Genomic DNA, 24,817 nt, shown 5'->3' with positions numbered 1-24,817 from the left:
GAGGCGAGGAAGCGGGGGCGGGAGCAGGGCCGGGCGGGGCTCTTACCCACACGTGTTCTGATGGACGCCCGTTCCCGTCCCGGAGAGTCTCCTGAACACCACGCTCGCCGAAATACTGTCCGTCGTCCTTCTGATCGCCTCCCTCGTGTGGGCCGTCCTGCGTCCCGCCGGACGGTCGGAGGCCGTCGTCGCCGTCCCTGCCGCGGCCCTCGTGATCGCCCTGGGGGCGATCGCGCCGGAGCACGCGCTGACGGAGGCGGAGCGGCTCGGGCCGGTGATCGGCTTCCTCGCGGCGGTGCTGGTGCTGGCGCACCTGTGCGACGTCGAGGGACTGTTCACGGCGTGCGGGGCGTGGATGGCCCGGCGGGCGGCGGGGCGGCCCCGGCGGCTGCTGACGGCGGTGTTCGTGCTGGCCTCGGTCGTCACGGCCGTGCTCAGTCTGGACGCGACGGTGGTGCTGCTGACGCCGGTGGTGTTCGCCACGGCCGCCCGGATGGGCGTGCGTTCCCGGCCGCATGTCTACGCCTGCGCGCATCTGTCGAACACGGCCTCGCTGCTGCTGCCGGTGTCCAACCTCACCAACCTGCTGGCGTTCGCCGCGAGCGGGCTGAGCTTCACCCGGTTCGCCGCGCTGATGGCGCTGCCCTGGGTGGTCGCGGTCGGCGTCGAGTACGCGGTCTTCCGGCGGTTCTTCGCAGATGATCTACCCGCCGCCGAGCCCGCCCCCGACACCGGTCCGGCGCCCGAGTTCCCGGTGTTCGCGCTGGTCACCGTGGCCTGCACGCTCGCCGGTTTCGTGGTGGCCTCGGCGCTCGGGATCGAGCCGGCGTGGGCCGCGTGCGCGGGGGCCGTGGTGATGGCCGGGCGGGCGCTGGTACGGCGGCGGGCGACGCCGGTGTCCGTGGTGCGGGCCGCGGCCCCGGGGTTCCTGGCGTTCGTGCTGGCGCTCGGGATCGTCGTGCGGGCGGTCGTCGACAACGGGCTCGCCTCGGCGCTGCGGCACGCGCTGCCGGGCGGCTCGGGGCTGCTCGCCCTGCTGGGCGTCGCCGCGCTGGCCGCCGTCCTGGCCAACCTGATCAACAACCTGCCGGCGGTGCTGGTCCTGGTGCCGCTGGCCGCCCCGGCCGGGACCGGGGCGGTGCTCGCGGTGCTCCTGGGCGTGAACATCGGCCCGAACCTGACGTACGCCGGGTCGCTGGCGACGCTGCTGTGGCGGCGGGTGGTGCAGGACCGCGACGAGCGGGTGGAGGTCGGGGAGTTCACCCGGCTGGGGCTGCTCACCGTGCCGGCCACGCTGGTCGCGGCCGTGGTGGCGCTGTGGGCGTCGCTCCAGGTGGTCGGGGTGTGACCGCGGGGCCGTCAGCGGCGCCCGCTGCCGAAGCCGGAGCCGTACCCCCCGTAACCGTATCCGTATCCGTAGCCGTATCCGTAGCCGCCGGACCCGTAGCCGGAGCCTGCGGAGGAGCCCGACTGGCCGCCCCCTGAGCAGTAGTAGGTGTAGTACGAGCAGGAGGCCTTGTCGGAGACGGACGAGGAGCTGCTCGACTTGGGGGTGGTGGGCGTCGCGGACGGCTTCGGGGTGGACGTCGTCGGGGTCGTCGCCGACTTGGGCGTGGGCGTCGGAGCCGGCGTGTCGTCGGAGGTGCTGTCGGCGCCCCAGTTGACGAACTGCATCTGCGGGTCGGGCTGCGAGGTGTCGATCACCCAGCGCTGGGCGTTCGCGTCCGCGCGGTTCTTCAGGACGAGGGCGCCCGATCCGTCGGTGGCGGCGGGGGCCAGCGCGAGGTTCTGGTCCGACCTCGGGACGAGCGTGCCCTGGAGGGTGAAGTCGTACCGGATGTTCTTGGCGTCCTGCTTGGACTCGCCCGTGCAGGGGGCCAGGCGCACCGAGTAGCCGAGCTGGGAGTCGAGGCACAGGTCGGAGTCGGCGACGCTGCGCAGCAGCCCGTCGGTCTCGTACGCCCACTGCTGGCCGGCGGCGGAGGAGCAGTCGGCGAGTTCGGTCTCGGCGCCCTTGACGGCCTTCCCGCCGACGATGCCGATGCACAGCCCGGAGGCGACGTTGTGCAGCCGGCCGCTCATCGTGCCCTGGGCGTCGTCGGCCGCGCCGACCCAGGACGGGTCGGCGGCGGACGTGTCCGTGCCCGGCGACTTCGCCGCCTCGTTGTCGGCGGCCGGGGAGTTTCCGTCGCCCGAGCCGAGGGCCGCCCACACCACGAGCGGGAGGACGACCATGCCGCTCACGGTCAGCACGGCGGCGGCCAGGTTGCGGCGGCGGACCCGGCGGGCCGCCTTGTGCGCCGAGCGGCGCGACCCGGGGCGGGAGTCGGCGCCGGTCCCCGTTCCCGCGGGGGACGCGGGGTACTTGGCGATCGATCCAGGGCGGGACCTGACGACCGGCGCCAGGGCGGCGCCGGGCGACGGGGCCGCCTCGCCCTCGTCGGTGAAGGCCTCGCCGCGGAAGGCGCCGACGACGGTCGGGGGCTGCTGCGGCGCGTCGACCGGCTCGCGGTCGCCGGCCGCCCTGATCTCCAGGTAGGCGTGGGCGGCCCAGCCCAGGACGCCTTCGGCCAGCGCGACGCCGAGGAACCCCTCGAACTGCAGCAGCTGGTCGGCGGTGGTTCCGCAGTGCCGGCACTGCTCGAGGTGTCCGCGCAGGTCGGGGTCGACGTCGACGCCGCCGCGGCGGCAGGTGACGTCCAGCAGCCGGTGGTAGCGGTGGCAGTCGTCCTCGGTGGCGAGCTCGCGGTGCACCTGGAGGCACTCCTCGCGCAGCCGCTCGCGGGCCCGGCGCAGTTCGACGCGGGCGCCCTCCTCGTCGTGGCCGAGCAGGCCGGCCGGGATCGCCAGGGGCTCGGCCTCGACCTCCGTGTGCCACAGCAGGCAGCGGGCGGACTGGGGCAGTCGCTGGAACGCCCGGGACAGCATGCGCCGGTTCACCGGCGGGAGCAGCAGGGCGGCCGCGCGTTCGCCGTCGCCCTCCGCTACGCGCAGGGCGGGGTGCAGCAGGTCGCGGCGGCCGTCGGAGTCCCACTCGGCGGCGATCCGGCGCACGGTGACCAGCAGATGGGGACGCCAGGCGGCCGTCGGCCCGTTCTGCCGCAGGGTCTCGCCGAACAGGCGGGTGAACGCCGCCGTGGTCAGCATGCCGGCCGCGCGCTCGGTCTCGGTGCACAGCCGGGCGTAGGCGAAGGCCGCCTCCCAGTGCCGGTCCAGCAGTTCGCCGACGGGGTGCAGCGCGGGCGAGGCGCCGGTCCACTTCTTCAACTCGGAGCTGAGCTGTTCGTCCGTCGCGTCGAAGCGGCGCGCCGAAGGGGAATTCGACATGCCTGCGTCTTTCACAGCTGCATTCCTCCCGGGGACATGCTGCATAAAGTCCATACCAACAGGTATGCGACCCCGCCTTCAGGGCGACGGGATCCGATCACTCAGGGTTCGGCATCTCGACGTCCGCCGGGACAGCTCTTTTGAAGCGTGGGGGGTGGTGGACGAGAGGGCCTCGTGCGCGCGGCGTGAATATTTTCTGTCCGCGCACCGACACGGCACACCTTCGCACAGGCGCACCAGGAGGAACAAGAGATCTCGCGCTTTCGTGCCTGGTGCAGCGACCGAAGAATATTGACGAATCGTCAATCGGGGATCCGTTCGGGACGGTCACGGTATTGGTGCCCCTTTTGGCGTCCCTTTCGGGACGTCAATTGCGGTGCGCATTCCGTCCCGGTACGCCCCAGGGGGCGTCCCGTACCGGGCGCGGAACACGCGGGTGAAGTGGAAGGGGCTGGCGAAGCCCGAGGCCGCCGCGACCCGCTCCACGGACAGATCGGCGGCGCCCTCCAGCAGCCGGGCCGCGTGCCGCAGGCGCGCCTCGCGCAGGTGCCGCATCGGGGACTGGCCGACCTGCTCGGCGAACAGGTGGGCGAAGCGCGAGGGCGAGAGCGCCACGTGCCGGGCGAGCGAGCGGACGGTGTGCGGGGCGCCGGGGTCGGCGGCGATCAGCGCCTGCGCCCGGCGGACCCGGTCGTCGACGCCGGGCGAGGGCCGGGGCGGACGCGCGGAGGCCGTGGTGAGCAGGACGGCCTCCTCCAGTGCGCACAGGGCGAGTTCCCGGGCTGCCGTGCCGTCGGCCACCGCGATCCCGGAGCCCCCGGCCGGCTCCCCCGCCCCGGCCCCGTGGGCGTCCGTCCAGTGGGCGTCGGCCCGCATACGGCGGAAGGCGGACTCGACCCGGTCGTGCAGCGCGGCCGGGACGGGGGCGACGGAGTACAGGCCGTCGCCGGAGCCGTACGGGCGCAGCCAGGGCATCCAGGACGGGCGGGCCTGGCAGTGCGCCCACCAGAACCGCCAGTGCGCGACGCCGGGTTCGACGGCGTAGGCGTGCGGGACGCCCGGCGCGAGGGCCACCAGACCGCCCACGTCCGATCGCACCTCGGTCCCGCCCTGCCGCAGCCGTCCGGCCCCGCCCGTGGTCCAGGTGAACAGCCAACTGTCCGAGCCGCGCGGCCGGTTGACGCCGTACCCGGTGCGCTCGTCGAAGTGCCCGACCACCAGCAGGCCGGGCGGCGGGGACGGGGTCCCGGGCGCGGCAGCCTCGGGCAGGTGGTCAGCACGCATGGGCATCCTCCGTCGTACCGCGTCGGCCTAGCGTGGCAGACCGATCGAGGCGTCCGAAGACGTCCGGAGGCATCGAGGAGGACGCACATGACCGTCACGGACACCGACGCCGGCGCCGTCGGCACTCCGGTCCTGACCCGCGCGGGGCTGCGGCGGTATCGGGAGGACGGCTTCACCGTCGTCCGGGGGCTGTTCGGGTACGACGAAGTCGACCGGCTGTGTGCCGAGTTCGCGGCGCTGCACGCGGCCGGGCGGCCGGTGCCCGGGCATTTCGAGCCGCGCCCCGGGTCAGCCGACCCGCTGCACGCGTACCCGAGGGTGATGCAGCCGCACGAGTTCAGCGGCCTGGCCCGGCGGGCGCTGCTGGACGCGCGGCTGCGGGGCGTGCTGGAGGCGCTGCTCGGCGAGGAGGCGCTGGCCGCACAGAGCATGTTCTATTTCAAGCCGCCGGGGGCCCGGGGCCAGGCGCTGCACCAGGACGACTTCTATCTGCGGGTCGAGCCGGGCACCTGCGTGGCCGCGTGGCTGGCCTGTGACGTGATCGACCGGGACAACGGCGGCCTGGAGGTGGTTCCGGGCACCCATCGGATGGGGCTGTTCTGCCCGGAGGAGGCGGACGCGGAGCTGTCGTTCGCGCGGGAGTACGTGCCGGTGCCGCCCGGACTCGCGAGCGTGCCGGTCGACATGGCGCCGGGCGACGTCCTGTTCTTCAACGGCACCCTGGTGCACGGCTCGCGGCCCAACCGCAGCGCCGACCGGTTCCGCCGCTCCTTCATCGGGCACTACGTCGGCCGCTCCGCGCGGCGCATCGGGCGGCACTACCGCACGCTGTCGATGGACGGCGAGCGGATTCCGCTGCCGGAGAGCGAGGGCGCGGGCCCGTGCGGCACGGAGTTCGCACCGCACGGGCCGCACTGAACACTTCGATGACCCGGCTCAGCGACCGGCTCGGTGACCGGCTCGGCGGCCGGCTCAGTGACCGGCGATCGGATGGGGGACGTAGGCCTGTTCCAGCTCCTCCGACTCCTTGTCGCTCAGGGGCAGTTCGACCGCCGCCACCGCGTCCCGAAGGTGCCCGGGCTTGGACGCGCCGATGATCGGGGCCGTCACCGTGTCCTGGCGCAGCAGCCAGGCGAGCGCCACCTGGGCCCGCGGGACGCCCCGCTCGTCCGCGATCCGGGTGACCGCCTCGACGATGGCGCGGTCGCCCTCCGGGTAGAGGCGGCCGCCGAACTCGTCGCTCGCGCTGCGCCCGGTGACGGACCCCCAGTCGCGGGTGAGGCGGCCGCGGGCCAGCGGGCTCCAGGGCAGCACGCCGACACCCTGGTCCGCGCAGAGCGGCAGCATCTCGCGCTCCTCCTCGCGGTAGAGGAGGTTGTAGTGGTTCTGCATGGACACGAACCTGGTCCAGCCGTGCCGTTCGGCGGTGTGCTGCATCTTGGCGAACTGCCAGGCGTACATCGAACTCGCCCCGATGTAGCGCGCCTTGCCCGCCTTGACCACGTCGTGCAGGGCCTCCATGGTCTCCTCGACCGGGGTGTGCGGGTCGAAGCGGTGGATCTGGTACAGGTCGACGTAGTCGACGCCGAGACGGCCGAGGCTGTGGTCGATCTCCGACAGAATGGCCTTGCGGGACAGTCCGCCGCCGTTGGGGCCGGGCCGCATCCGGCCGTGCACCTTCGTCGCGAGGACGATCTCGTCACGGCGGGCGAAGTCGTGCAGCGCCTTGCCGACGATCTCCTCGCTGGTGCCGTCGGAGTACACGTTGGCCGTGTCGAAGAAGGTGACGCCCGCCTCGATCGCCTGCCGGATCAGGGGGCGGGACGCCTCCTCGTCGAGGGTCCACTCGTGCGTGCCCCGGTCCGGGAGCCCGTAGGTCATGCAGCCCAGACAGATCCGCGACACGTCCAGACCCGTCGAACCGAGCTTCACGTACTGCATCGTTGCCGCTCCTGACGTCGGTGGGGGTACCGCAGGGGAGCGTACGTCTCCTCCCGGCCGCGCGTTGCTGCCCTCAGGTGACCACGCGGCGTGGGAGCGGCCGGGCCGTGCGGCCGGTCCCGCATCCTCGGCGCAGGCGACCGGCGTCCGGCCGGTCGGAGCGTGTGGGAGAGAACCAGTGGCGACTCGACGGACGAAGCTCAGGACCCTGCTCGGGGCGGCCGTGCTGCCGCTGGCCCTCGTGTCGCCCGCGTGGGGCGGGCCGAGCGCGCCGGATCCGGTGGCCGAGGGGCCCGAGACGCTGTGCGCGCCGGCCGGCGTCCTGCAGGGCCCGGGCGGACAGCGGGCCCAGATCAGCCTGTGCGCGGGCAGCGGCACGCCGACGCTGGCGGTGTCCGCGCCGGCCGGCTGTCGCAGCGCCGGGAGCGGCGCCCTGGCCTGTCTCACCTCGGGCTCCTGGACCGCGCGGCGCGACGGGGAGACGGTCTCCTCGGGCACGCTCCCGGGTTCCGGCGAGTACCCCGGGCCCGGCGTCTACGACGTCACCGCCACCGTACGGGTGCGCTCCACGCCCGCCGGCGTCGACCTCACCGGCACCGTGCACGCCACGCTCACCCTGACCGCGCCGAAGCCGCAGCCCACCCACCGCATCGAGGTCGACCGCACGTCGCTGGCCCCGAACTCCGTGACCACGCTGACGTACACCGTGTCCCGGGACAGCGAGCGGGGCGACGGGAGCGCGCGGTTCGGGCTGATCGGGGAGGAGGCCTCGGGGATGACGGTGACGACGTCCGACGCCCGCTGCGTCAATCCGCTGACCGGCAGCTACCCCGCGAGCACCAGGAACGCCTACGCCCTGGACTGCGCGCTCACCGATCTGCAGCCGGGGCGTCCCTCGACCGTCGTCGTCCAGGTCGCGGTGAAGGACGCCTGCTCCACGGTCGTGTCCAAGCTGGGCTACTGGATGCCGCAGGGGCAGGCGCTGTTCACCGGCGGGATGCTGGCGGGGCCGACGGTGACCTGCGCATGAGTCCTTCGGCCGTTCCCACCCTGCGGAGCGGCCGGACTTGCTTGAATGAACGTGCATGAAAGCGCTCGCCCAAGCGCTTCACACCCTCTGTCGTCGGCCTCGCATCGGACCTCTCCGAAGGACGTCGGCGTGATCCTCAGAGGAGGTGCCCGGGAGCGGGAGCGGCTCGACGGCCTGGTCGCCGGGCTCCGCACGGGGGCTGAGCGGGGCGCCCGCGCTGCGCGGGGACGCCGGCATCGGCAAGACGGCGCTCCTGGACCACGCGGTCGCGCAGGCCGCAGATCTGCGGGTGCTGCGGGTCGCCGGCGTCGACGCGGAGCGCGGGTTCCCGTTCGCCGCGCCGCACGGCTGCTCGTACCGCTCCTGGACGGGCTGAAGGAGCCCGGCGCGCTGCCCGCGCCGCAGCGCACCGCGCTGCGGGTCGCCTGCGGACTGGCCGACGGGCCGGCCGCCGACCGCCGCTCGCTTCCTGGCGGGTCTGGCCACGCTCACGCTGCCGGCGCAGGCCGCCGAGCCGAGCCCGGTGCCGGGGTGCGTCGACGACGTGCAGCGGGTCCACGAGGAATCGCTGGCCGCGCTCGCCTTCGTCGCGCGCCGGGTGCACGCGGAGGGCGTCGGGCTGCTGTTCGCGGCGCGCACCGGCTTCGGGACGCCCGCGGGGATCGCCGTCGCGGACGTCGGCGGTCTCGCCGAGCCGTACGCACTGGAGCTGCTGCGCGAGGCCGTCGCCGGACCGCTGGACGCGGGCGTGGCGGCGCGGATCGTGACCGCGACGGCCGGCGATCCGCCGGCGCTCACCGACCTGGGGCAGGAGCTGTCCGCGCAGCCGTTGTCGGGCGGCTGGGCCGCCGAAGGTGCGGGAGTCCAACGCCCGGCACTACACGTCGCATACGGTCACCGAGGTCAGGGAGTTCGCGGGCCGGCCGCATCTGCTGCCCGTCGCGCCCGGCTGGGAGGAGGTCGCCGACTTCGCCCTCGACTGGGCGCTCTCGCACGCCCGGTAGCCGGGTCCGGTCGCCAAGTCCGTTGGGCGGGTCCGGTCGCCAAGTCCGTTGGGCGGGGCCGGTGAAGAGGCCTGGTAGACAGGTCCGGGGCGGCGGCGCGATCCGGCCCGTCGCCCCGGACCTGCGGGCGCCCCGACATCCGGGCGCCCGGACATCTGAAAGGACCAGGACCACCGTATGACCGAGGTTCGCATCACCCACATCGGCGGCCCGACCACGCTCATCGAGGCCGCCGGCCGACGACTGCTCACGGACCCGACGTTCGATCCGCCCGGCCGCCGCTACGCCTTCGGCTGGGGCACCTCTTCGCGCAAGACGTCGGGTCCGTCCCTCGATATCGCCGAACTGCCCCCGATCGACGCCGTGTTACTCAGCCACGACCACCACGCCGACAACCTGGACACGGCCGGGCGCGCCCTGCTGCCCCGGGCCGGCGTCGTCCTCACGACGCCGGCGGGCGCCCGCCGCCTCGGCGGCAACGCCCGCGGCCTCGCCCCCTGGGCGACCTGGCAGCTGAACTCCGCCGGCCTCCCGCCGATCGAGATCACCGCCACCCCGGCCCGCCACGGCCCGCCCCTCTCCCGCCCGCTCGTCGGCGACGTGACCGGCTTCGCCCTGAGCTGGCCCGGCCAACGCCACGGCGCCCTGTGGATATCGGGCGACACGGTCTTGTACGACGGTGTCCGCGAGGTGGCGAACCGGCTCACCGTGGGCACGGCCCTGGTGCACCTGGGCGGGGTCGGCTTCCCGCTGACCGGGCCCGTCCGCTACTCGCTGACGGCGTCCCGGGCCGTCGAACTGTGCCGTGCGGTGCGCCCGCACACCGTGCTGCCGGTGCACTACGAGGGCTGGTCGCACTTCCAGGAGGGCCGTGGCGCGGTCGAGGCCGAGCTGGCCAAGGCCCCCGACGAGATCCGCGAACGGTTCCACTGGCTGCCGCCCGGCACCGCGACGGAGATCTCCGTCTGACGCACCCGAGCGGGCCCGAGTCACCCGAGCAGGTCCAACGCCCGCTCCCACCGGAACTCCGGCCGCCCGCCGCCCACCCCCGCCTCACCGTCGTAGGGGTCGCCGATGCGGACGCCCATCGCGCGCAGGCGGGTCAGGCTCTCGCCGTAGGCGGGGTGGGCGGCCAGGGCGCCGGCCACACAGGGCAGGACGCCGATGGGTATGCCCAGGCCGGAGACCTCGCAGAGGGTGCCGAGGGCGAGGGTGTCGGCCATGCCGGCGGCCCACTTGTTGACGGTGTTGAAGGTGGCCGGGGCGACGACGACCGCGTCGGGCGGAGGGAAGGGGCGCGGGTCGCCGGGGCGCCGCCAGGCCGAGCGGATCGGGCGGCCGGTCTGCGCCTCGACGGCGGCCGTGTCGAAGAAGCCGTTCATGGCGAGGGGGGTGGCGATGACGCCCACCTCCCAGTCGCGTTCCTGCGCGGCGGTGATCAGCTTGCTGACGCCCTCGGCGACCCCGGCGGCGCAGACGACGGCGTAGAGGAAGGGCTTCCCGTCCTGTTCGGTCATCCGGGAACCCTACTGACGGGAGCCCTACTGACGGGAGCCCTATCGGCGGGAGCCCTATCGGCGGGAGCCCTGCCGAGGGGGCCTAGCGAAGGGGGCCTACCGAAGGGGGAAGGACAGCCCTCGTTCGGCTGCGGGGCGCGGGCCGTGGATGCGGCGGTCCCGCTCCTCGATGCGCACGTCGTCGATGCTCGCCTCGCGTCGGGTCATCAGCCCGTGCTCGTCGAACTCCCACAGCTCGTTGCCGTACGAGCGCCACCACTGTCCGTCGGCGTCGCGGCACTCGTACTGGAAGCGGACGGCGATGCGGTGGCCGTCGTAGGCCCACAGGTCCTTGCGCAGCGCGTACTCGTGCTCGCGCGCCCACTTCGCGGTGAGGAAGTCGACGATCGCGGCGCGGCCGGTGAGGAAGGCGCCGCGGTTGCGCCAGACCGAGTCCTCGGAGTAGGCGAGGGCGACCCGGTGCGGGTCACGGGTGTTCCAGGCGTCCTCGGCGGCCTGGGTCTTCTGGGCGGCGGTCTCCCGGGTGAAGGGCGGCACGGGCGGGCGGGCGTCCGGCATCGTCATCTCCTGACTCATCTCCTGACTCATCTCCAGACTCAACTCCCGAACTGGGGAGAACGAGCGTTCTCCGGTAGACTGCCACCGTAGAGAACGCTCGTTCTCCGGTCAAGGAGCCTTGAGGAGCGGTGATCGCCCATGGACAGCGCGACAGCCCGTGAGCAGGCGCTCGACGCCGCGGAGAGGCTGTTCTACGGGCGGGGCGTGCAGTCCGTCGGCATGGACGACGTGCGGGGCGCGTCCGGCGTCTCGCTCAAGCGGCTGTACCAGCTCTTCCCGGCGAAGGAGCAGTTGGTGGAGGCGTACCTGGAGCGGCGCGACCTGCGCTGGCGCGCGCGGCTGGCCGGGGCCGTCGCAGGGCACGAGGACCCCCGGGAGCGGATCATGGCCGTGTTCGACTGGCTGGAGTCGTGGTTCGGGGAGCCGGACTTCCGGGGATGCGCCTGGATCAACGCGTACGGCGAGCTGGGCGCGACCTCGGAGCGGGTGGCGGGGCAGGTGCGGGCCCACAAAGGGGCGTTCCGGGACTACCTCGCGGGTCTGGTCGCCGACGCCGGTCTGCCCCCCGCCCTGACCGGGCCGCTGTTCCTGCTGGCCGAGGGCGCGATGGTCACGGCCGGCATCGACGGCGCCGCCGCCCCGGCCGCCGAAGCCCGGGAGGCGGCACGGCTGTTGCTGGGGTGAGACCGGGGCCGGAGGGGGGCGGGGGGCGGGGGCGACGCGCCGTCGCGCGCCACCCCATCGCCGGGTCCGCGACACGTCAGCCTCGTGCCGGCCGCGTGCCGGCCTCGCGTCAGCCCGCCGTCTCGGACAGCGTGATCGCGCCGACCGGGCAGGCGTGTGCGGCCACCCGGACCATCGGGTCGCCGCCGCCGTTCTCGCGGCCGGGCAGCAGGGCGCTGAAGCCGTCGTCGTCCTGGGTGAAGACGCCGGGGGCGGCCAGGGCGCACTGGCCGGCTCCGATGCAGACGTCCGTGTCGATGTCGATGTGCGTGTCGGTGTGCATGGGCGGAGCCTCTTACCAGGTCACGGGGAGTTCCAGCATCCCCTGGATCGTGTCGCCGGGCTTGAAGGGGATCTCGTCCGCCGGGACGGCGAGGCGCAGGCCGGGGAGCCGGTCGAAGAGGGTGTACAGGGCGATCTCCAGTTCGGCGCGGGCCAGGTTCTGGCCGAGGCACTGGTGGATGCCGAAGCCGAACGCCACGTGATGGCGGGCCGAACGGCGCCAGTCGAGGGTGTCCGGGGCGGAGTAGGCGCTCTCGTCGCGGTTGATGACCGAGGTCGCGAAGACCACGCCCTCGCCGGCCCGGATGGTCGTCCCGGCCACCTCGATGTCCTCGGTGGCCTGCCGCAGCAGGCCGTCCGCGATGGACAGCATGCGCAGCAGTTCCTCGACGGCGGCCGGGAGCAGCGAGGGGTCGGCGCGCAGCTCGGCCAGCCGTTCGGGGTGCTGGAGCAGCGTGTACGTGCCGAGGGAGATCATGTTGGCGGTCGTCTCGTGGCCGGCGACCAGCAGGATGGTGGCCAGGGAGATCGCCTCCTCGCGGTCCACCGCGCCGTCGCGCAGCTGCCCGTGGACGAGGGCGTCGAGGACGCCGTCGCCGGACGGGTGCTCCAGCTTGCGGTCGATCAGCGCGTCGAGGTAGGCGTCGAGCCGGTCGCGGGCCTGGCGCACCTCGTCGACCTCCCGACTGCGCAGCAGCCGTCGTGACTGCTCCTCGAAGAACTCGTGGTCGGCGTACGGCACGCCGAGCAGCTCGCAGATCACCGTCGAGGGCACGGGCAGCGCGAAGGCGTTCACCAGCTCGGCGGGCGGTCCCTGGACGAGCATCGCGTCGATCCGCTCGTCGACGATCCGCTGGATGGCCGGACGCAGGGCGGTGGCGCGTTTCAGGGTGAAGCTCGAGACCAGCATCCGACGCTGGGCGTGGTGCTCGGGGTCGTCGACGCCCAGCAGGGCGGCCCTGCGCTCGCGCATCACCTCGAAGCGCGGGGCGGTCGCCGGGTAGCCGGGGCGGGTGCGGTCGGTCGACAGGCGGGGGTCGGAGAGCAGGTCGCGGGCCGTGGCGTGTCCGGTGACCAGCCATGCCGTACGGCCGTCGTAGAGGGTGACGCGGGACAGGGGGCGGGAGTCGCGCAGGGGGTCGTAGGCGGCGGGCGGGTGGAAGGGGCAGGTGCGGTCCTGGGGGAACGCGACGGGAGCGGGGCTTCGCGTCGCGTCCGTCAGGTCCGCCACGTCCGCCGATTCCGTCAATTCCGTCAATTCCGTCATGGGAGACCTCGCAGACGAAGAGTGCGTCGTGCCGATCTTCATTAGATGCCCTGGGCACCTATGAGTCGCCACGCCATTCCGGCCAGATCGACGAATGGGGCAATCTGGCCGGAACTGCGCGCTCCGGAATGGCGCTCCGAGCGCGTCGCTCGGGCACTGCGGGAGGACACGGCGTCCCGCGCCCGAAAAGCGGTTGCCGCGGGACGGCCCTCACCCGCAGGATCCGGCCATGCCCTCCATCGAAGCCCTGTCGCCGCTGACGTCCGCCGCCGTCCTTCCGGCGGGGGTCCGACAGCAGCCCGGCCGCCCCCGGAGGCCCGAGCCCGCACGCCCATGACGGCCGCGCTGGTCGCGGGGCTGGTGGCCGGCTACGGCATCGCCGTGCCCGTCGGCGCCGTCGGGACCTACCTCGTCTCCCTCACCGCCCGCACGTCCCTGCGCACCGGCGTGTGCGCCGCGCTCGGCGTGGCCGCCGCCGACGGGCTCTACGCCCTGCTGGCCACCGCCGGAGGAGCCGCCGTCGCCACCGCGCTGCGGCCGGTGCTGACACCGCTGCGCTGGGCCTCCGCGCTGGTGCTGCTGACGCTCGCGACGGTGGGCGCGGTGTCGGCCGTACGCCGCTACCGGGCCCACCGGCTCAGCGTCCTCGGCGACCGGTCCGCGCCGCCTCCGCCGAGTCCGGTCCGGGCCTTCCTGAGCCTGCTCGGGATCACTCTCCTGAACCCGACGACGGTGGTGTACTTCGCCGCGCTCGTGCTGGGCAACGGCGCCGCCGACGCCGTACGCCCCCTGGAGCAGGGCCTGTTCGTACTGGCCGCCTTCGCCGCGTCCGCTAGCTGGCAGCTGCTGCTCGCCGGGAGCGGCGCGCTGCTCGGCCGGGCGCTGACCGGTCACCGGGGACGACTGGCGACGGCGCTCGTGTCGAGCGGGGTGATGACGGTGCTGGCGGTGAGGATGCTGCTGTGAGGCCGGGCGGATACGGCCGGTGCGGATGATTCCCGTGCACGCCGGCGTTGAAGCACGGTGCGAGTCGGACGTACGACCTGACGAACGCGATGCGCTCGACGAACACGACGAACACGACGAACACGACGAACTTGACGAACTTGACGAAGGGGACGGATGCCATGCCTCTCGAGGGCGAGTACGAACCCAGCCCGACGCAGTGGGTACGCGAGCAGGTGGAGCTGTACGAGCGCTCCAACGGCGCCGAGGGGACGACGCTGCGGGACACGGGACTGCCGGTCATCCTGCTGACGACCCGGGGCGCGAAGAGCGGGAAGATCCGCAAGACCCCGCTGATGCGGGTCGAGCACGAGGGCCGGTACGCCCTGGTGGCCTCCCAGGGCGGGGCGCCCCAGCACCCGGTCTGGTACCACAACGTGAAGGCCGACCCCCAGGTGGAGCTCCAGGACGGTCCCGAGAAACAGGACATGACGGCCCGCGAGGTCACCGGCGCGGAGAAGTCCGCCTGGTGGGAGCGCGCCGTCGCCGCGTTCCCGCCGTACGCCGACTACCAGAAGAAGACGGACCGGGAGATTCCGGTGTTCGTGGTGGAGGTGGCCGACGGCGACTGACCTCGGCAGAGGCGACCCTGCGGAGAATTCGTAGAAAAATCTGCCGCGGGGACGTGTGAACGTGTCCGCAGGGGGCACGCGAGAGTCAGGCCCCGCCGCGTTCCCCCGTCGCGGCGGGGCTCCCCCATGTCTGGACCCTTCAGTCGGTCACCAGCCACTCCCCGTCGCGCATCAGCTCGCGCCCCTCGATCTCGTCCGCCTCGCGCCAGGCCTGCATCCGGACGGGGCGGACACGGAAGTACAGGTAGGGCTCGGCGAGTTCACGCGGGTCGAAGCCGGTCTTGCCCGCGAAGATCTCCGCGTCCTCCTCCGGCAGCTCCGCGGGCGGCACGGCCACGACGGCGCCCTCGATCATGACGACGTCCCGCGTCGGCCCGACGGCGACGCGCGCCACGCCGGTGGCGTGCAGATTGCGCCCGGTGGGACTGTCGGCCGGGGTGGCGAACAGCAGCGTGGCCCCGTCCCAGACGAAGGACAGCGGCACCAGATACGGCGATCCGCCATCCTGCGCGGCGGTCGCGACCCAGGCGTCCACATCACTCTCCAGCCGATGGAGCGTGTCGCTTCTGCGCTGCTTCGCGGGGCGTGCCGCTGCGGAGGTCATACCTCCAGTGTGACCACCGCCCGCCGGTCCGCACCCGCGATCTCCGCCGACCGCCCCGGCCCCTCTCACCCCTCTGGACTTCCTGGACAGGTGTCCCGTTATAGTGGACACCCGTCCAAGAAGTTGAGGGAGATCATGGAGATCCTGGCGAACGTGCTGGTCGTGCTGGTGGCCGCGCTGCATGTCTACATCCTGGTGATGGAGATGTTCCTGTGGCAGAAGAAGCCGGGGCTGTCCTTTCACGGGTTCGACGCCGAGATGGCGAAGCGGACCGCCGCGATGGCCGCCAACCAGGGGCTCTACAACGGTTTTCTCGCGGCGGGGCTGGTGTGGGGGCTCGTCGCCGGCGATCCGACCGGCTTCCGGGCGCAGGTCTTCTTCCTGTGCTGTGTGATCGTCGCGGGCGTGTACGGCGCGGTCACGGCGAACCGACGGATCCTGGTCGCACAGGCCCTGCCGGGCGCGCTCGCCCTGGCCGCCGTCCTGATCGCGCAGTGACGCGGGCCGAGCCCGAGGACCCGCGGGCGGCCCGCACCCGGGCGAGGCTGCGGACCGCGCTGCTCCAGGAGTGCGCGCAGCGGCCGCTGGAGGAGGTCGGCGTCGCCGCGCTGGTGCGGCGGGCCGGCGTCGGCCGGGCCACCTTCTACGTGCACTACCCCGACCTGGAGGCCCTCGCCGTCGACGCCTGCGCGGACGTCGTACGCGAGGCCGTGGAGGCGCTGCACGCCTGGCAGGGGCGGCCCGACCCGGTGCGGGCCCCGGCGGCGCTGGCGGAGTTCTTCGCCTCGCTCACCCCGCACGCCCCGCTGTACCGCGCCCTGTTGACCCCGGGCGGCGGCGGACCGCTCGGCCGGGTCCTGCACCGGGATCTGCGCGCCTACAGCCTGCGCGAGCGAGAGCGCGCGGGTGCGGCGGACGCCCCGCTGGTCGCCTCCGCCGTCGCCGCGACCTTCGCCGGAGTGCTCGCCGACTGGCTGCACGGCCTCCTCGACGGCACGGCCGCCGACATCGCCGACCAGGTCTGGCAGTTGCTGGTCGCCCTGCACGCGAGCCGCTGACGGGTCACATGCAGGCGACCCTCTCCTTCGCCAGGGGCCAGGCCTCCACGCCCTCGGGTGTGCGGACGTAGGCCGTCGTCCGGTCCTCCGTCAACCACAGCCGCCAGTCCCGGTAGCGGTATCCGGTGTCGTGCGCGTCGGCGGGCATCGGCACGTCCCCGTCGTACGGCGAGGTGAGCAGGTCGCCTTCGAGCGCCCGGCCGGGATCGCGGACGTACTGCCGGTAGCCCTCGCCCCGGCCCATCCCCAGGAAGTGCACGTCCTGCCAGTCGCAGTGCTCCGCGCCGGCGTAACTGCTCAGCGACGTGGTCGGGACACGCTCGCCGCTGCGGTCGGTCCAGATCTCCACCCGGCCGGAATCGGTGAAGCGCGCGGGCAGTTCGGCCGGATCGCAGGAGGCGTGGGTCTCCGGACCCCAGCCCGGCCGGTTCTCCTGGTCCTTGGCGACGACGACCGCGACCTTGGTCCGACCCCCGACGTCGAAGGAGTACAGGACGCGGTCGGTCTCCCGGCGCTCCACGCGATATCCGGAGCGCGGGCCCGACGGGTCGAACATGTCGAAGTAGACCCTCAGCCCCTGCTCCGGCGAGTCACCCCCGTCGCCCCTGCTCCAGCCGTCGGGTCCGCCGCCCTCGAAGATCTCCCCCGCGCACTCCAGTGCCCGGCCCGCGGCTCCCGACCCGACCAGCAGCGCCTCAGGGGTGTTTTCGTCCAGCTCCCTGGTGGGGACGTTCAGCGGACCGCTGTACGGCGTCGCCGGGGGCGTGCCCTCGACGACCACGCCCTCCCCGCCCTCGGCGCCGCACCCCACGGCCGCCACCAGTGCCGCCAGCACCGCCACGAACCCTCTGCGCATCCCCGCCCCTGTTCCTCCGGCCGCTCTTGCGCTCCTTCGACGCCGGGGCGGCGCGGAACGTTCAGCGGGCCGACTCGAAGGTCATGCCGGTCGACCGGAACGTCCTGCGGTACGCCTGCGGGGAGACCCCGATCGCCGCGTGCAGATGCTGGCGCAGCGAGGCCCCGGTGGCGAAGCCGACGCGGCCGGCGATCTGGTCCACGGAGAGGTCGCTCGCCTCCAGCAGGCGTCGCGCGTGGACGACGCGCTGCTGGATGAGCCAGCGGCCGGGGCTGAGGCCCACCTCGCCGTGGAAGCGGCGGGCGAAGGTGCGCAGACTCATCCGGGCGTGCGCGGCGAGGTCGGCCAGGGTGAGCGGCTCGTCGAGACGCTCCAGGGCCCAGGCGCGGGTGGCCGCCGTACTCGCCGCGCCGGCCTCGGGGACCGGCTGCTCGATGTACTGCGCCTGACCGCCGTCGCGGAACGGCGGGACCACACAGCGCCGGGCCACCTTGTTGGCGAGTTCGCCGCCGTGGTCCTTGCGCACGAGATGCAGACAGACGTCGATCCCGGAGGCCGCTCCGGCCGAGGTCAGCACCCGGCCGTCGTCGACGAACAGGACGTCCGCGTCGAGTTCGACCCGCGGGTACATACGGCGGAACCGGTCGGCGACGTTCCAGTGGGTGGTGGCCCTACGGCCGTCGAGGAGGCCGGCGGCGGCGAGCACGAAAGCGGCCGTGCAGATGGAGACGATGCGCGCGTCGGGGCGGATCCGGGCGAGGGCCTCGAGAACCCCGTCCAGCGGCTCGTCGGTGAGCCGCTCGGGCGCCACGGGGGCGATCACGACCGTGTCCGCCGTCTCCAGCGCCTGCGGGCCGTGCTCGACGCCGATCGTGAAGTCCGCGTTCGTGGACACCGGCCGACCGTCGACCGTGCAGGTCAGGGTCTCGTAGTGGCCGTCGGCCGCGCCGAGGATCCGGCTCGGGATGCCGAGCTCGAAGGGGTAGACGCCGTCCAGGGCGAGGACGACGACCCGATGTCTCTCTGTCGGGGCGACCATGGCACGATCCTATCGAAGCTTGGCCATCGTGCCATTTCCCGGGCGAACGGGGCCCGGCAGGCTGGTTCACCATGAGCACTGTGAACACCATGCGCGTCATCCGCCAGGACGTCCTCGGCGGTCCCGAGGTATTGAAAGAAGTGGAGGTGGAGCGGCCCGCGCCCCGTGCGAACGAGGTACTGGTCCGGGTGCGCGCGGCCGGCGTCAACCCGACCGACTGGAAGCACCGGGCCACCGGCGCCCTCCTGGGCGAGCCGCCCTTCGTCCTGGGCTGGGACGTCTCCGGAACCGTCGAGGCCGTCGGCATCGGCGTGTCCGCCTTCCGGCCCGGCGACGAGGTCTTCGGAATGCTGCCGTACCCCTACGGCCACGGCTCGCACGCCGAGTACGTCCTCGCCCCGGCCCGCGCCCTGGTGCGCAAGCCCGCGAACATCGACCACACGGAGGCGGGCGCCCTGCCGCTGGTCTCGCTGACCGCCTGGCAGGCGCTGGCGGAGACCGCCGAACTCCGGGCGGGACAGCGTGTGTTGATCCATGCCGCGGCGGGCGGGGTCGGTCATGTCGCCGTACAGATCGCCAAAGCGCGCGGCGCGTATGTGATCGGCACCGCCAGCGCGGGCAAGCACGAGTTCGTGCGCGGACTTGGCGCCGACGAGGTGATCGACTACCAGGAGACCGACTTCACCGAGGCGGTGAAGGACGTCGACGTCGTCCTGGACACGCTGGGCGGAGACACCTCGGTGCGCTCGCTGAGCGTGCTGCGGGCGGGCGGCATCGTGGTGTCGATCCTGCCCGTGCGTTCGAACGAGTACTACGAGGAGGCCGATCGGCTCGGCGTCCGGGCTGTGTGGGTGCTCGTGGACGCCGACCGGGCCGGGATGCGGGCGATCGCCGAACTGGTCGAGGCGGGTCGGCTGCGCGCCACGATCGCGGGCGCCTTCCCGCTGGCCGATGCCGCCGAGGCGCACAGGCTCGGCGACACCGGCCGGACCACCGGGAAGCTGGTCCTGACGGTCGACTGACGGGCTACCGGCAGCCGGTAGCCCGTAGCCGGTAGCCCGTACCCGGAGAGGCCCGTCAGAAGGTGAGCACCGGCTTGATGGTCTTGCCCGAGGTCATGTCCTGGACCGCCTGGCCGATGTCGGCGAAGGCGTACGTCCCGATCAGGCGGTCCAGCGGGAGCCGTCCCTCCTTGACCAGCTTGACGAGGGCCGGGATGAACGTCTGCGTCTCGCTGTCGCCGAGGGTGAGGCCGACGACCCGCTTCCCGGCGAGCAATCCGTTGACGTCCAGGGCGACTTCGCTGCCGAAGGGCGGGGCGCCGACGACGACCAGGGTGCCGCGGGCGGCGAGCGCGTCGACGCCCTGACGCAGGACGGCCGTACTGCCCGTGGTCTCCACGATGCCGTCGGCGCCCTGGCCGCCGGTGATCTCGGCGATCGCCTCGCCGAGGGCGCTCTGGCCGGCGTCGACGGTGTGGGTCGCGCCCAGCTCCTTCGCCAGTGCCAGGCGTTCGGCGACCTTGTCGACGGCGATGATCGTGGTGGCCGGGGTGAGGGCGGCGGCCATGACCGCCGACAGGCCGACGGCTCCGGCGCCGAGGACGACGACGGTGCTGCCGGTCGTCGGCCGGATCACGTTCCACACGGCGCCGACGCCGGTCTGCACCCCGCAGCCCAGCGGGGCGATCGACTCCAGCGGCACGTCCGGGTCGACCTTGACGAGGCTGCGCTCGTCCACCAGCGCCCGTTCGGCGAAGGAGGACTGGCCGAAGAAGTGGCCGCCGAGGGGCTCGCCGTCCCGGCTGACGGTGCTGGAGCCGTCGGTCCGGCGGCCGCCGATGAGGTTCAGCGGCAGCCAGGCCGCGCAGTAGGCGGGGTGGCCGCCGTGACAGTTGCGGCAGTCGCCGCAGGAGGTGAAGGACAGCACGACGTGGTCGCCGGGGGCCACCCCGGTGACGGCCGAGCCGACCGCCTCCACGACGCCGGCGCCCTCGTGACCGAGGACTCCGGGCAGCGGGAAGGGCAGTCCGCCGCTCGCCACGCCGAGGTCGGTGTGGCACAGTCCGGCCGCTACCAGACGGACGACCGCCTCACGGGGACCGGGGTCGTCCAGGACGACGTCGCTGAGAGTGAACGGGGCGCCGGCGGACTCGACGACGGCGGCACGCGTGGTGGTGGGCATGAGATCGGCTCCTAGACGGGGGCGCTCAGTCGAGCGAGACGACGACGGACTTGACCTTGGTGTAGGAGGCGAGCGCCTCGGGGCCGTACTCGCGGCCGAATCCGGAGTCCTTGACGCCGCCGAAGGGGACGGCCGGGTCGAGCATCGCCCAGTCGTTGACCCAGACGATGCCGGCCTGCAGCCGGTCGGCGACCCGGTGGGCGCGGGCGAGGTTTCCGGTCTGCACGCCGGCGGCCAGGCCGTACGGCGTGGAGTTGGCCAGCGCGACGGCCTCGTCCTCGGAGTCGAAGGGCTGGACGGTGAGGACCGGGCCGAAGATCTCCTCCTGGACGACACGGGAGTCGTTGGGGAGGTCGGCGATCACGGTGGGCTTGTAGTAGTAGCCGCCGTCGAGGTCGAGGCGCTCGCCGCCGCAGACGATCCGGCCGCCCTCCTTGCGGGCCAGGTCGACGTACTCCTCGACCTTGCGCAGGTGCTTCTCCCCCGCCATCGGGCCGATGACGGTCTCCGCGTCGCGGGGGTCGCCGATCGGCACGCCGGGGACGGCCTCGGCCAGGATGTTCAGCAGGGTGCTGTGGACCGGGCGGGAGACCAGCAGGCGCGGGCCGCCCATGCAGAACTGGCCGGTGTTGAAGACGAAGCCCTTGATGACCGCGCCGACGGCCTTCTCCAGGTCGGCGTCCTCGAACACCAGGTGCGCCGCGTTGCCCCCGAGCTCCATGGTGACCTGCTTGAGCTGCTCGCCGGCGACGCTCGCGGCGTGCCGGCCGACCGCGGTGGAGCCGGTGAAGGCGATCTTGTCGACGCCCGGGTGGCGCAGCAGCGCCTCGCCGGCCACCGGACCGCTGCCGGTGACGACGTTGACGACGCCGTCGGGGACGCCGGCCCGCTGGAGCAGGCCTGCCATGTACAGCGCGCTGAGCGGGGTCTCGTCGGCCGGCTTGTGGACGACCGTGTTGCCGGCGGCGAGGGCCGGGGCGAGCTTGGAGCCGGCCAGGATCAGCGGGAAGTTGAACGGGGTGATGGCGGCGACCACGCCGATCGGCCCGCGCTTGGTGTAGGCGAGGGCGTTCATCGGGGTGTCGCGGCTCGCGCCGTCCAGGGAGTACGCGAGGGAGGCGAAGTACTCGTAGTCGTTCGCCGCGTTGGTGACGTCGACGGCGTGCGCCAGGGTGATCGGCTTGCCGACGTCCAGGCTCTCCAGCCGGGCGATCTCGTCCGCCTCCTCGCGGATCAGCTGGGCCACGCGGTGCAGGACGCGGCCCCGCTCGCGGCCGCTGAGCCCGGACCACCGTCCGGAGTCGAAGGCCTCGCGGGCGGCCCGTACGGCCGCGTCCACGTCGACGGGGCCCGCCTCCGCGACGGTGGTGAGGACCGCGCCCCGGGACGGGTCGACCACCTCGGTCCGCGCCCCGTCCGCGGCCTCGCGCCACTGTCCCCCGATGAAGAGCCGACCGGGGTCGATCTCGAAGATGGTCATCACCACTCCTCAGCATCGTCGCCAAGATTTCAACCAACAGGATTCCTGTTGGTCCGCAGTCTCATTACAGACAGGTTTCCTGTCAATGGTCTACGCTCGCCTCATGGCCGGCACCCAGACAACCAAGGCACCTCCGTCCCTGCTCTACATGGTGAAGCAGGTGGAGCTCGTCGTGCGATCCCGCCTGGACGAGCTGGTCAAGCCGTCCGGCATCACCGCTCTGCAGTACACGGCGCTCACCGTACTGGAGCGGCACGACGGACTGTCCGCCGCTCAGCTGGCCCGGGACTCCTTCGTCACCGCGCAGTCCATCGCCGACCTGGTGCGCTCCCTGGAGAACCGCGGCCTGATCCGCCGCGAGCGCAATCCGCGCAACCGGCGCGAGCTGCTGATCCTGCTCACCCAGGAGGGGCGCGAGCTGCTCGACCTGTACGCGGGGCCGGTGCGGGAGCTGGAGGAGCGGATGGTGCGGGACCTCACGGCGCACCAGGCGGAGCAGCTCCGGGCGGCCCTGTCGAAGGCGTGGCAGGCTCTGTCGTAGAGACGCCCGCATTTCGAAGACATATGTCAATCGAACATGCTGAGATTCACTCGATCGGGGGTAACTTGCTGGGGTGGGGAACAGCCGTGCGCTTCCCCGCCGTTGGAGGCTCCCGACCGGTGGAGCGGGTTGGAGGCGATGTCGTCGTGCAGCAGGAACCCGCGGACACCCCGCATCTGCGCGTCCGCCGGGACCGGGGGTACACGGTGCTGGAGTTCCACGGCGAGATCGACCTCGTCGCCGCGACGGAGATCGCCCCGCGTCTCGACGAGGCGACCACCGGTCCCGCGCCCCGGATCGTGATCGACCTGACCGGGATCGAGTTCTTCGACTGCTCCGGCCTGCGCCTGCTGTACCGGGCCCGCGGCCGCGTCCTCGGCCGCGGGGGACATCTCCACCTGGTCTGCGCCCACCCGCTGACCCTGCGCGTCCTGCGGGCCACCGGCCTGTCCCGGCTGCTGCCGCCGGCGGGGACGCTGGAAGCCGCCCTGGAACGGCCCGAGGCGACCTCGGGGTCGTTATGACCGCGTCCCGGCATGACGGCGCCCCGGCTCGCCCTCCGCGGCCGGCCGTATGTCACGCGGTGCGCGGCGCGTCGAACAGCGCGCTCACGGACTCCCCGTTGTGGATCCGGCGCACGGCCTCGGCGAGCGCCGGGGCGATGGACAGGATCCGCAGCTTGTCGGTGTGCTCCTCGACGGGCACCGGCACCGTGTTGGTGCACACGATCTCCAGTACGTCGGGCTGCTCGCTGAGCCGTTTGAGGGCGCCGGCCGCGAACAGGCCGTGGGTGCAGGCGATCCGTATCGACCGCGGCTCCAGCTCCCGCAGCCGGTCGAGCAGCTCGATGACGGTGCTGCCCTTGGCGATCTCGTCGTCCAGGACGATGACGTCCCGCCCGGCGACCTCGCCGATCACCGCGCTGATGCTGACCCGGTCGTCGGCATAGCGCTGCTTGGCGCCCGCCGCCACCTGGGCGCCGATCATCCGCGCGAAGGCGGCGGCCTCCTTGGCGTTGCCGAGGTCCGGTGAGACGACGGTGGTGTCGGTGAGGTCGTAGCGACGGAAGTGGGCGGCCAGCTCACGGCGGGCGTGCAGATGGTCGACGGGCATCGAGAAGAAGCCGTGCACCTGGGGCGAGTGCAGGGTCATGGCCAGGACGCGATGGACGCCGGCCGCCGCCATCAGGTCGGCGACCAGGCGTCCGCCCAGCGAGATGCGGGGCGCGTCCTTCTTGTCGGAGCGGGCGTAGGAGTAGTGCGGCATGACGACGGTGATCCGGCCCGCCGACGCCCCGCGGGCCGCGTCGCACATCAGCAGCAGCTCGACCAGATGCTCCTGCACGGGCTTGACCAGGGGCTGGACGAGGAAGACGTCCCGCTCCCGACAGTTCGCCTGGAGCTGGACCTCCAGACAGTCGTTGGCGAACCTGCTGACGCGGGTGGGGCTCAGGGGCACGCCGAGGTGGGCGCAGACCTCGGCGGCCAGCTCGGGGTGGGCGCTGCCGCTGAACACGGAGATGTCTCTCACGATCGGCTCCTCGCTGACCATGTCCGGCTGGAGTCGGGATCTCTCATGCTACGGACCACGTCCGTTTTGCCCACTCGACGGCACAGTGGTCGGACGGCCGCCGAACGGGTGACGGCGTCCGACCTCCGGAAGTCTCTTGTCACAGGTTGCCAACAAGCCGGTCTGGCAGGGGAATTGGCGGGAATCCGGTCAGTAGGAAGGAGGGCCGTCGACATGACGACTCCCAACAAGCGCCTCCCCAGGCGTCTGCCCGGCTGGGCCAAGGTGCTCACCGCCGTCGTGGTCGTGCTCGTGGTGATGTTCGCCGGGATCAGTCTGAGCCTGCTCCCCGGACTGCGCGACCTCTTCGGCACCGAGACCCGCGACCGCTCGGGTCCCGCCCTGCTCAAGTCCATCCAGGACATGAGCCGTTACGACGCCGCCTCCGGCAACTTCCAGGTCGTCGTGGACCTGGAGAAGGACGCCAAGTACCTCCCCGACGCGCTCCGCGGCACCCGCACGCTGTACGTCGGCGCGGGCACCGTGGACGCCTACGTCGACCTCGGCAAGCTCGGCGACGACGACGTGAAGGTCAACGACGACCGCACCTCGGCCACGCTCCGGCTGCCGCACGCCCTGCTCGGCAAGCCGGCGCTCGACCCGGACCGCTCCTACGCGGTCTCCAAGCAGCGCGGTCTCCTGGACCGCCTCGGCGACCTGTTCTCGGACAACCCCAACGGCGAGCAGGCCGTCCAGAAGCTCGCGGTCAAGCACATCGGCGAGGCGGCGAAGGACAGCGAGCTGACCACGCGCGCCGAGAAGAACACCACCGACATGCTCAAGGGGCTCCTGAGCTCCCTGGGCTTCAAGGAGGTGACCGTGGCCTACGGCGCCTGAGACGCCAGAGACACCGGGGTGAAGGGGTACGTCGGGTGGGGCGAGTCCCTCGCCGACGCGCCCCTTCACCCTCGTCCTCTTCGCCCGCATCCTCGGGCCGTTCGCGGGTAACCGCCTTAGGACGCAGGTCGGTTGACAA

The 24,817-nt window shown here is 72.9% G+C and carries 28 protein-coding genes; 15 read left to right on the top strand and 13 right to left on the bottom strand.

Annotated features, from left to right (window positions below; genetic code table 11):
• Window positions 1–91: 91 nt before the first annotated feature.
• A complete protein-coding gene (locus OG562_RS40020; protein WP_266409783.1) occupies window positions 92–1,348 on the top strand; it encodes an SLC13 family permease in 1,257 nt (418 codons plus the stop codon).
• 11 nt (window positions 1,349–1,359) lie between these two features.
• On the opposite strand, the gene OG562_RS40015 is transcribed toward OG562_RS40020, so the two are convergent.
• Both OG562_RS40015 and OG562_RS40010 read right to left on the bottom strand, forming a co-directional pair.
• Window positions 1,360–3,327: an RICIN domain-containing protein gene (locus tag OG562_RS40015; protein WP_266406823.1), complete on the bottom strand. Its 1,968-nt coding sequence runs from the start codon at window positions 3,325–3,327 to the stop codon at window positions 1,360–1,362.
• A gap of 327 nt (window positions 3,328–3,654) precedes the next feature.
• Entirely contained in the window at window positions 3,655–4,611 is a 957-nt protein-coding gene (locus tag OG562_RS40010) for a helix-turn-helix domain-containing protein (RefSeq protein ID WP_266406822.1), read from the bottom strand.
• A gap of 87 nt (window positions 4,612–4,698) precedes the next feature.
• Here OG562_RS40010 and OG562_RS40005 point away from each other — a divergent pair, with 87 nt between their 5' ends.
• Window positions 4,699–5,529, top strand: a complete 831-nt coding sequence (locus OG562_RS40005; RefSeq protein ID WP_266406821.1) for a phytanoyl-CoA dioxygenase family protein — start codon at window positions 4,699–4,701, stop codon at window positions 5,527–5,529.
• 54 nt (window positions 5,530–5,583) lie between these two features.
• On the opposite strand, the gene OG562_RS40000 is transcribed toward OG562_RS40005, so the two are convergent.
• Window positions 5,584–6,552, bottom strand: coding sequence for an aldo/keto reductase (locus tag OG562_RS40000; RefSeq protein ID WP_266406820.1), 969 nt, complete (start codon window positions 6,550–6,552; stop codon window positions 5,584–5,586).
• 178 nt (window positions 6,553–6,730) lie between these two features.
• Between OG562_RS40000 and OG562_RS39995 the strand changes: the two genes are divergently transcribed.
• The 4 genes from OG562_RS39995 to OG562_RS39980 all read left to right on the top strand — a co-directional run bounded on the left by OG562_RS39995 (window position 6,731) and on the right by OG562_RS39980 (window position 9,555).
• Window positions 6,731–7,582 (top strand): hypothetical protein, encoded by an 852-nt coding sequence (locus tag OG562_RS39995; RefSeq protein WP_266406818.1) that lies wholly within the window; start codon window positions 6,731–6,733, stop codon window positions 7,580–7,582.
• Between the two features lie 145 nt (window positions 7,583–7,727).
• Window positions 7,728–7,958, top strand: a complete 231-nt coding sequence (locus OG562_RS39990) for a hypothetical protein (protein WP_266406817.1) — start codon at window positions 7,728–7,730, stop codon at window positions 7,956–7,958.
• Window positions 7,959–8,126: 168 nt separating this feature from the next.
• Entirely contained in the window at window positions 8,127–8,651 is a 525-nt protein-coding gene (locus tag OG562_RS39985; protein ID WP_266406815.1) for a hypothetical protein, read from the top strand.
• 112 nt (window positions 8,652–8,763) lie between these two features.
• Complete coding sequence (locus tag OG562_RS39980; RefSeq protein ID WP_266406814.1) at window positions 8,764–9,555, top strand: MBL fold metallo-hydrolase; 792 nt, start codon at window positions 8,764–8,766, stop codon at window positions 9,553–9,555.
• A gap of 20 nt (window positions 9,556–9,575) precedes the next feature.
• Here the strand turns inward: OG562_RS39980 and OG562_RS39975 are convergent, their stop codons facing one another.
• Window positions 9,576–10,103: a flavoprotein gene (locus OG562_RS39975; protein WP_266406812.1), complete on the bottom strand. Its 528-nt coding sequence runs from the start codon at window positions 10,101–10,103 to the stop codon at window positions 9,576–9,578.
• A 96-nt stretch (window positions 10,104–10,199) separates the two neighbouring features.
• Window positions 10,200–10,661 carry a nuclear transport factor 2 family protein gene (locus OG562_RS39970; RefSeq protein WP_266409781.1) on the bottom strand — a complete coding sequence of 154 codons (462 nt, stop codon included), beginning with the start codon at window positions 10,659–10,661 and terminating at the stop codon, window positions 10,200–10,202.
• A 138-nt stretch (window positions 10,662–10,799) separates the two neighbouring features.
• Here OG562_RS39970 and OG562_RS39965 point away from each other — a divergent pair, with 138 nt between their 5' ends.
• Window positions 10,800–11,345 carry a TetR/AcrR family transcriptional regulator gene (locus OG562_RS39965; protein ID WP_266406810.1) on the top strand — a complete coding sequence of 182 codons (546 nt, stop codon included), beginning with the start codon at window positions 10,800–10,802 and terminating at the stop codon, window positions 11,343–11,345.
• A gap of 109 nt (window positions 11,346–11,454) precedes the next feature.
• On the opposite strand, the gene OG562_RS39960 is transcribed toward OG562_RS39965, so the two are convergent.
• Window positions 11,455–11,667 (bottom strand): ferredoxin, encoded by a 213-nt coding sequence (locus OG562_RS39960; protein ID WP_266406807.1) that lies wholly within the window; start codon window positions 11,665–11,667, stop codon window positions 11,455–11,457.
• Window positions 11,668–11,679: 12 nt separating this feature from the next.
• Complete coding sequence (locus OG562_RS39955; protein WP_266406805.1) at window positions 11,680–12,933, bottom strand: cytochrome P450; 1,254 nt, start codon at window positions 12,931–12,933, stop codon at window positions 11,680–11,682.
• 333 nt (window positions 12,934–13,266) lie between these two features.
• Here OG562_RS39955 and OG562_RS39950 point away from each other — a divergent pair, with 333 nt between their 5' ends.
• Both OG562_RS39950 and OG562_RS39945 read left to right on the top strand, forming a co-directional pair.
• Window positions 13,267–13,899, top strand: a complete 633-nt coding sequence (locus OG562_RS39950; protein ID WP_266406803.1) for a LysE family transporter — start codon at window positions 13,267–13,269, stop codon at window positions 13,897–13,899.
• Window positions 13,900–14,060: 161 nt separating this feature from the next.
• Entirely contained in the window at window positions 14,061–14,510 is a 450-nt protein-coding gene (locus tag OG562_RS39945; RefSeq protein ID WP_266406801.1) for a nitroreductase family deazaflavin-dependent oxidoreductase, read from the top strand.
• A 139-nt stretch (window positions 14,511–14,649) separates the two neighbouring features.
• Here OG562_RS39945 and OG562_RS39940 read toward each other — a convergent pair whose 3' ends face one another.
• Window positions 14,650–15,114, bottom strand: coding sequence for a pyridoxamine 5'-phosphate oxidase family protein (locus OG562_RS39940; protein WP_266406798.1), 465 nt, complete (start codon window positions 15,112–15,114; stop codon window positions 14,650–14,652).
• A 135-nt stretch (window positions 15,115–15,249) separates the two neighbouring features.
• Here OG562_RS39940 and OG562_RS39935 point away from each other — a divergent pair, with 135 nt between their 5' ends.
• Window positions 15,250–15,612 (top strand): DUF1304 domain-containing protein, encoded by a 363-nt coding sequence (locus tag OG562_RS39935; RefSeq protein WP_266406796.1) that lies wholly within the window; start codon window positions 15,250–15,252, stop codon window positions 15,610–15,612.
• Window positions 15,609–16,172: a TetR/AcrR family transcriptional regulator gene (locus tag OG562_RS39930; protein WP_266406795.1), complete on the top strand. Its 564-nt coding sequence runs from the start codon at window positions 15,609–15,611 to the stop codon at window positions 16,170–16,172. The genes OG562_RS39935 and OG562_RS39930 overlap by 4 nt, the downstream gene beginning before the upstream one ends.
• 4 nt (window positions 16,173–16,176) lie before the next feature.
• Here OG562_RS39930 and OG562_RS39925 read toward each other — a convergent pair whose 3' ends face one another.
• Window positions 16,177–17,028, bottom strand: coding sequence for a hypothetical protein (locus tag OG562_RS39925; RefSeq protein ID WP_266406794.1), 852 nt, complete (start codon window positions 17,026–17,028; stop codon window positions 16,177–16,179).
• A 61-nt stretch (window positions 17,029–17,089) separates the two neighbouring features.
• Window positions 17,090–18,067: a GlxA family transcriptional regulator gene (locus OG562_RS39920; RefSeq protein WP_266406792.1), complete on the bottom strand. Its 978-nt coding sequence runs from the start codon at window positions 18,065–18,067 to the stop codon at window positions 17,090–17,092.
• A gap of 71 nt (window positions 18,068–18,138) precedes the next feature.
• Here OG562_RS39920 and OG562_RS39915 point away from each other — a divergent pair, with 71 nt between their 5' ends.
• Window positions 18,139–19,089, top strand: coding sequence for an NADP-dependent oxidoreductase (locus tag OG562_RS39915; protein WP_266406790.1), 951 nt, complete (start codon window positions 18,139–18,141; stop codon window positions 19,087–19,089).
• Window positions 19,090–19,144: 55 nt separating this feature from the next.
• On the opposite strand, the gene OG562_RS39910 is transcribed toward OG562_RS39915, so the two are convergent.
• Together OG562_RS39910 and OG562_RS39905 are read right to left on the bottom strand one after the other, a co-directional pair.
• The gene (locus OG562_RS39910; RefSeq protein WP_266406787.1) at window positions 19,145–20,251 is read right to left on the bottom strand and encodes an NAD(P)-dependent alcohol dehydrogenase; all 1,107 of its coding nucleotides are present in this window, start codon (window positions 20,249–20,251) and stop codon (window positions 19,145–19,147) included.
• A 25-nt stretch (window positions 20,252–20,276) separates the two neighbouring features.
• Entirely contained in the window at window positions 20,277–21,731 is a 1,455-nt protein-coding gene (locus OG562_RS39905) for an aldehyde dehydrogenase (protein ID WP_266406785.1), read from the bottom strand.
• Between the two features lie 103 nt (window positions 21,732–21,834).
• Between OG562_RS39905 and OG562_RS39900 the strand changes: the two genes are divergently transcribed.
• Window positions 21,835–22,272 (top strand): MarR family winged helix-turn-helix transcriptional regulator, encoded by a 438-nt coding sequence (locus tag OG562_RS39900; protein WP_266406783.1) that lies wholly within the window; start codon window positions 21,835–21,837, stop codon window positions 22,270–22,272.
• Window positions 22,273–22,418: 146 nt separating this feature from the next.
• The gene (locus OG562_RS39895; protein WP_266406780.1) at window positions 22,419–22,796 is read left to right on the top strand and encodes an anti-sigma factor antagonist; all 378 of its coding nucleotides are present in this window, start codon (window positions 22,419–22,421) and stop codon (window positions 22,794–22,796) included.
• A 52-nt stretch (window positions 22,797–22,848) separates the two neighbouring features.
• Here OG562_RS39895 and OG562_RS39890 read toward each other — a convergent pair whose 3' ends face one another.
• Window positions 22,849–23,802, bottom strand: a complete 954-nt coding sequence (locus tag OG562_RS39890) for a ribose-phosphate pyrophosphokinase (protein ID WP_266406777.1) — start codon at window positions 23,800–23,802, stop codon at window positions 22,849–22,851.
• A 213-nt stretch (window positions 23,803–24,015) separates the two neighbouring features.
• On the opposite strand from OG562_RS39890, the gene OG562_RS39885 reads away from it, so the two are divergent.
• A complete protein-coding gene (locus tag OG562_RS39885; protein ID WP_266406774.1) occupies window positions 24,016–24,678 on the top strand; it encodes a DUF4230 domain-containing protein in 663 nt (220 codons plus the stop codon).
• Window positions 24,679–24,817: the final 139 nt, after the last annotated feature.

Origin of the sequence: Streptomyces sp. NBC_01275, from assembly GCF_026340655.1 — a bacterium.
In the GTDB taxonomy this organism is placed as follows: domain Bacteria; phylum Actinomycetota; class Actinomycetes; order Streptomycetales; family Streptomycetaceae; genus Streptomyces.
Note: the sequence above shows the minus strand (reverse complement) of the source record. Positions and strands in the feature narration are given on the sequence as shown.

Bases quoted from the DNA above. Each gene is read 5' to 3' on its own strand.
- OG562_RS40015 (WP_266406823.1), bottom strand. From the start codon at position 3,327: ATGTCGAATTCCCCTTCGGCGCGCCGCTTCGACGCGACGGACGAACAG.
- OG562_RS40010 (WP_266406822.1), bottom strand. From the start codon at position 4,611: ATGCGTGCTGACCACCTGCCCGAGGCTGCCGCGCCCGGGACCCCGTCC.
- OG562_RS40005 (WP_266406821.1), top strand. From the start codon at position 4,699: ATGACCGTCACGGACACCGACGCCGGCGCCGTCGGCACTCCGGTCCTG.
- OG562_RS40000 (WP_266406820.1), bottom strand. From the start codon at position 6,552: ATGCAGTACGTGAAGCTCGGTTCGACGGGTCTGGACGTGTCGCGGATC.
- OG562_RS39980 (WP_266406814.1), top strand. From the start codon at position 8,764: ATGACCGAGGTTCGCATCACCCACATCGGCGGCCCGACCACGCTCATC.
- OG562_RS39975 (WP_266406812.1), bottom strand. From the start codon at position 10,103: ATGACCGAACAGGACGGGAAGCCCTTCCTCTACGCCGTCGTCTGCGCC.
- OG562_RS39970 (WP_266409781.1), bottom strand. From the start codon at position 10,661: ATGCCGGACGCCCGCCCGCCCGTGCCGCCCTTCACCCGGGAGACCGCC.
- OG562_RS39965 (WP_266406810.1), top strand. From the start codon at position 10,800: ATGGACAGCGCGACAGCCCGTGAGCAGGCGCTCGACGCCGCGGAGAGG.
- OG562_RS39960 (WP_266406807.1), bottom strand. From the start codon at position 11,667: ATGCACACCGACACGCACATCGACATCGACACGGACGTCTGCATCGGA.
- OG562_RS39955 (WP_266406805.1), bottom strand. From the start codon at position 12,933: ATGACGGAATTGACGGAATTGACGGAATCGGCGGACGTGGCGGACCTG.
- OG562_RS39950 (WP_266406803.1), top strand. From the start codon at position 13,267: ATGACGGCCGCGCTGGTCGCGGGGCTGGTGGCCGGCTACGGCATCGCC.
- OG562_RS39945 (WP_266406801.1), top strand. From the start codon at position 14,061: ATGCCTCTCGAGGGCGAGTACGAACCCAGCCCGACGCAGTGGGTACGC.
- OG562_RS39940 (WP_266406798.1), bottom strand. From the start codon at position 15,114: ATGACCTCCGCAGCGGCACGCCCCGCGAAGCAGCGCAGAAGCGACACG.
- OG562_RS39935 (WP_266406796.1), top strand. From the start codon at position 15,250: ATGGAGATCCTGGCGAACGTGCTGGTCGTGCTGGTGGCCGCGCTGCAT.
- OG562_RS39925 (WP_266406794.1), bottom strand. From the start codon at position 17,028: ATGCGCAGAGGGTTCGTGGCGGTGCTGGCGGCACTGGTGGCGGCCGTG.
- OG562_RS39920 (WP_266406792.1), bottom strand. From the start codon at position 18,067: ATGGTCGCCCCGACAGAGAGACATCGGGTCGTCGTCCTCGCCCTGGAC.
- OG562_RS39915 (WP_266406790.1), top strand. From the start codon at position 18,139: ATGAGCACTGTGAACACCATGCGCGTCATCCGCCAGGACGTCCTCGGC.
- OG562_RS39910 (WP_266406787.1), bottom strand. From the start codon at position 20,251: ATGCCCACCACCACGCGTGCCGCCGTCGTCGAGTCCGCCGGCGCCCCG.
- OG562_RS39905 (WP_266406785.1), bottom strand. From the start codon at position 21,731: ATGACCATCTTCGAGATCGACCCCGGTCGGCTCTTCATCGGGGGACAG.
- OG562_RS39900 (WP_266406783.1), top strand. From the start codon at position 21,835: ATGGCCGGCACCCAGACAACCAAGGCACCTCCGTCCCTGCTCTACATG.
- OG562_RS39885 (WP_266406774.1), top strand. From the start codon at position 24,016: ATGACGACTCCCAACAAGCGCCTCCCCAGGCGTCTGCCCGGCTGGGCC.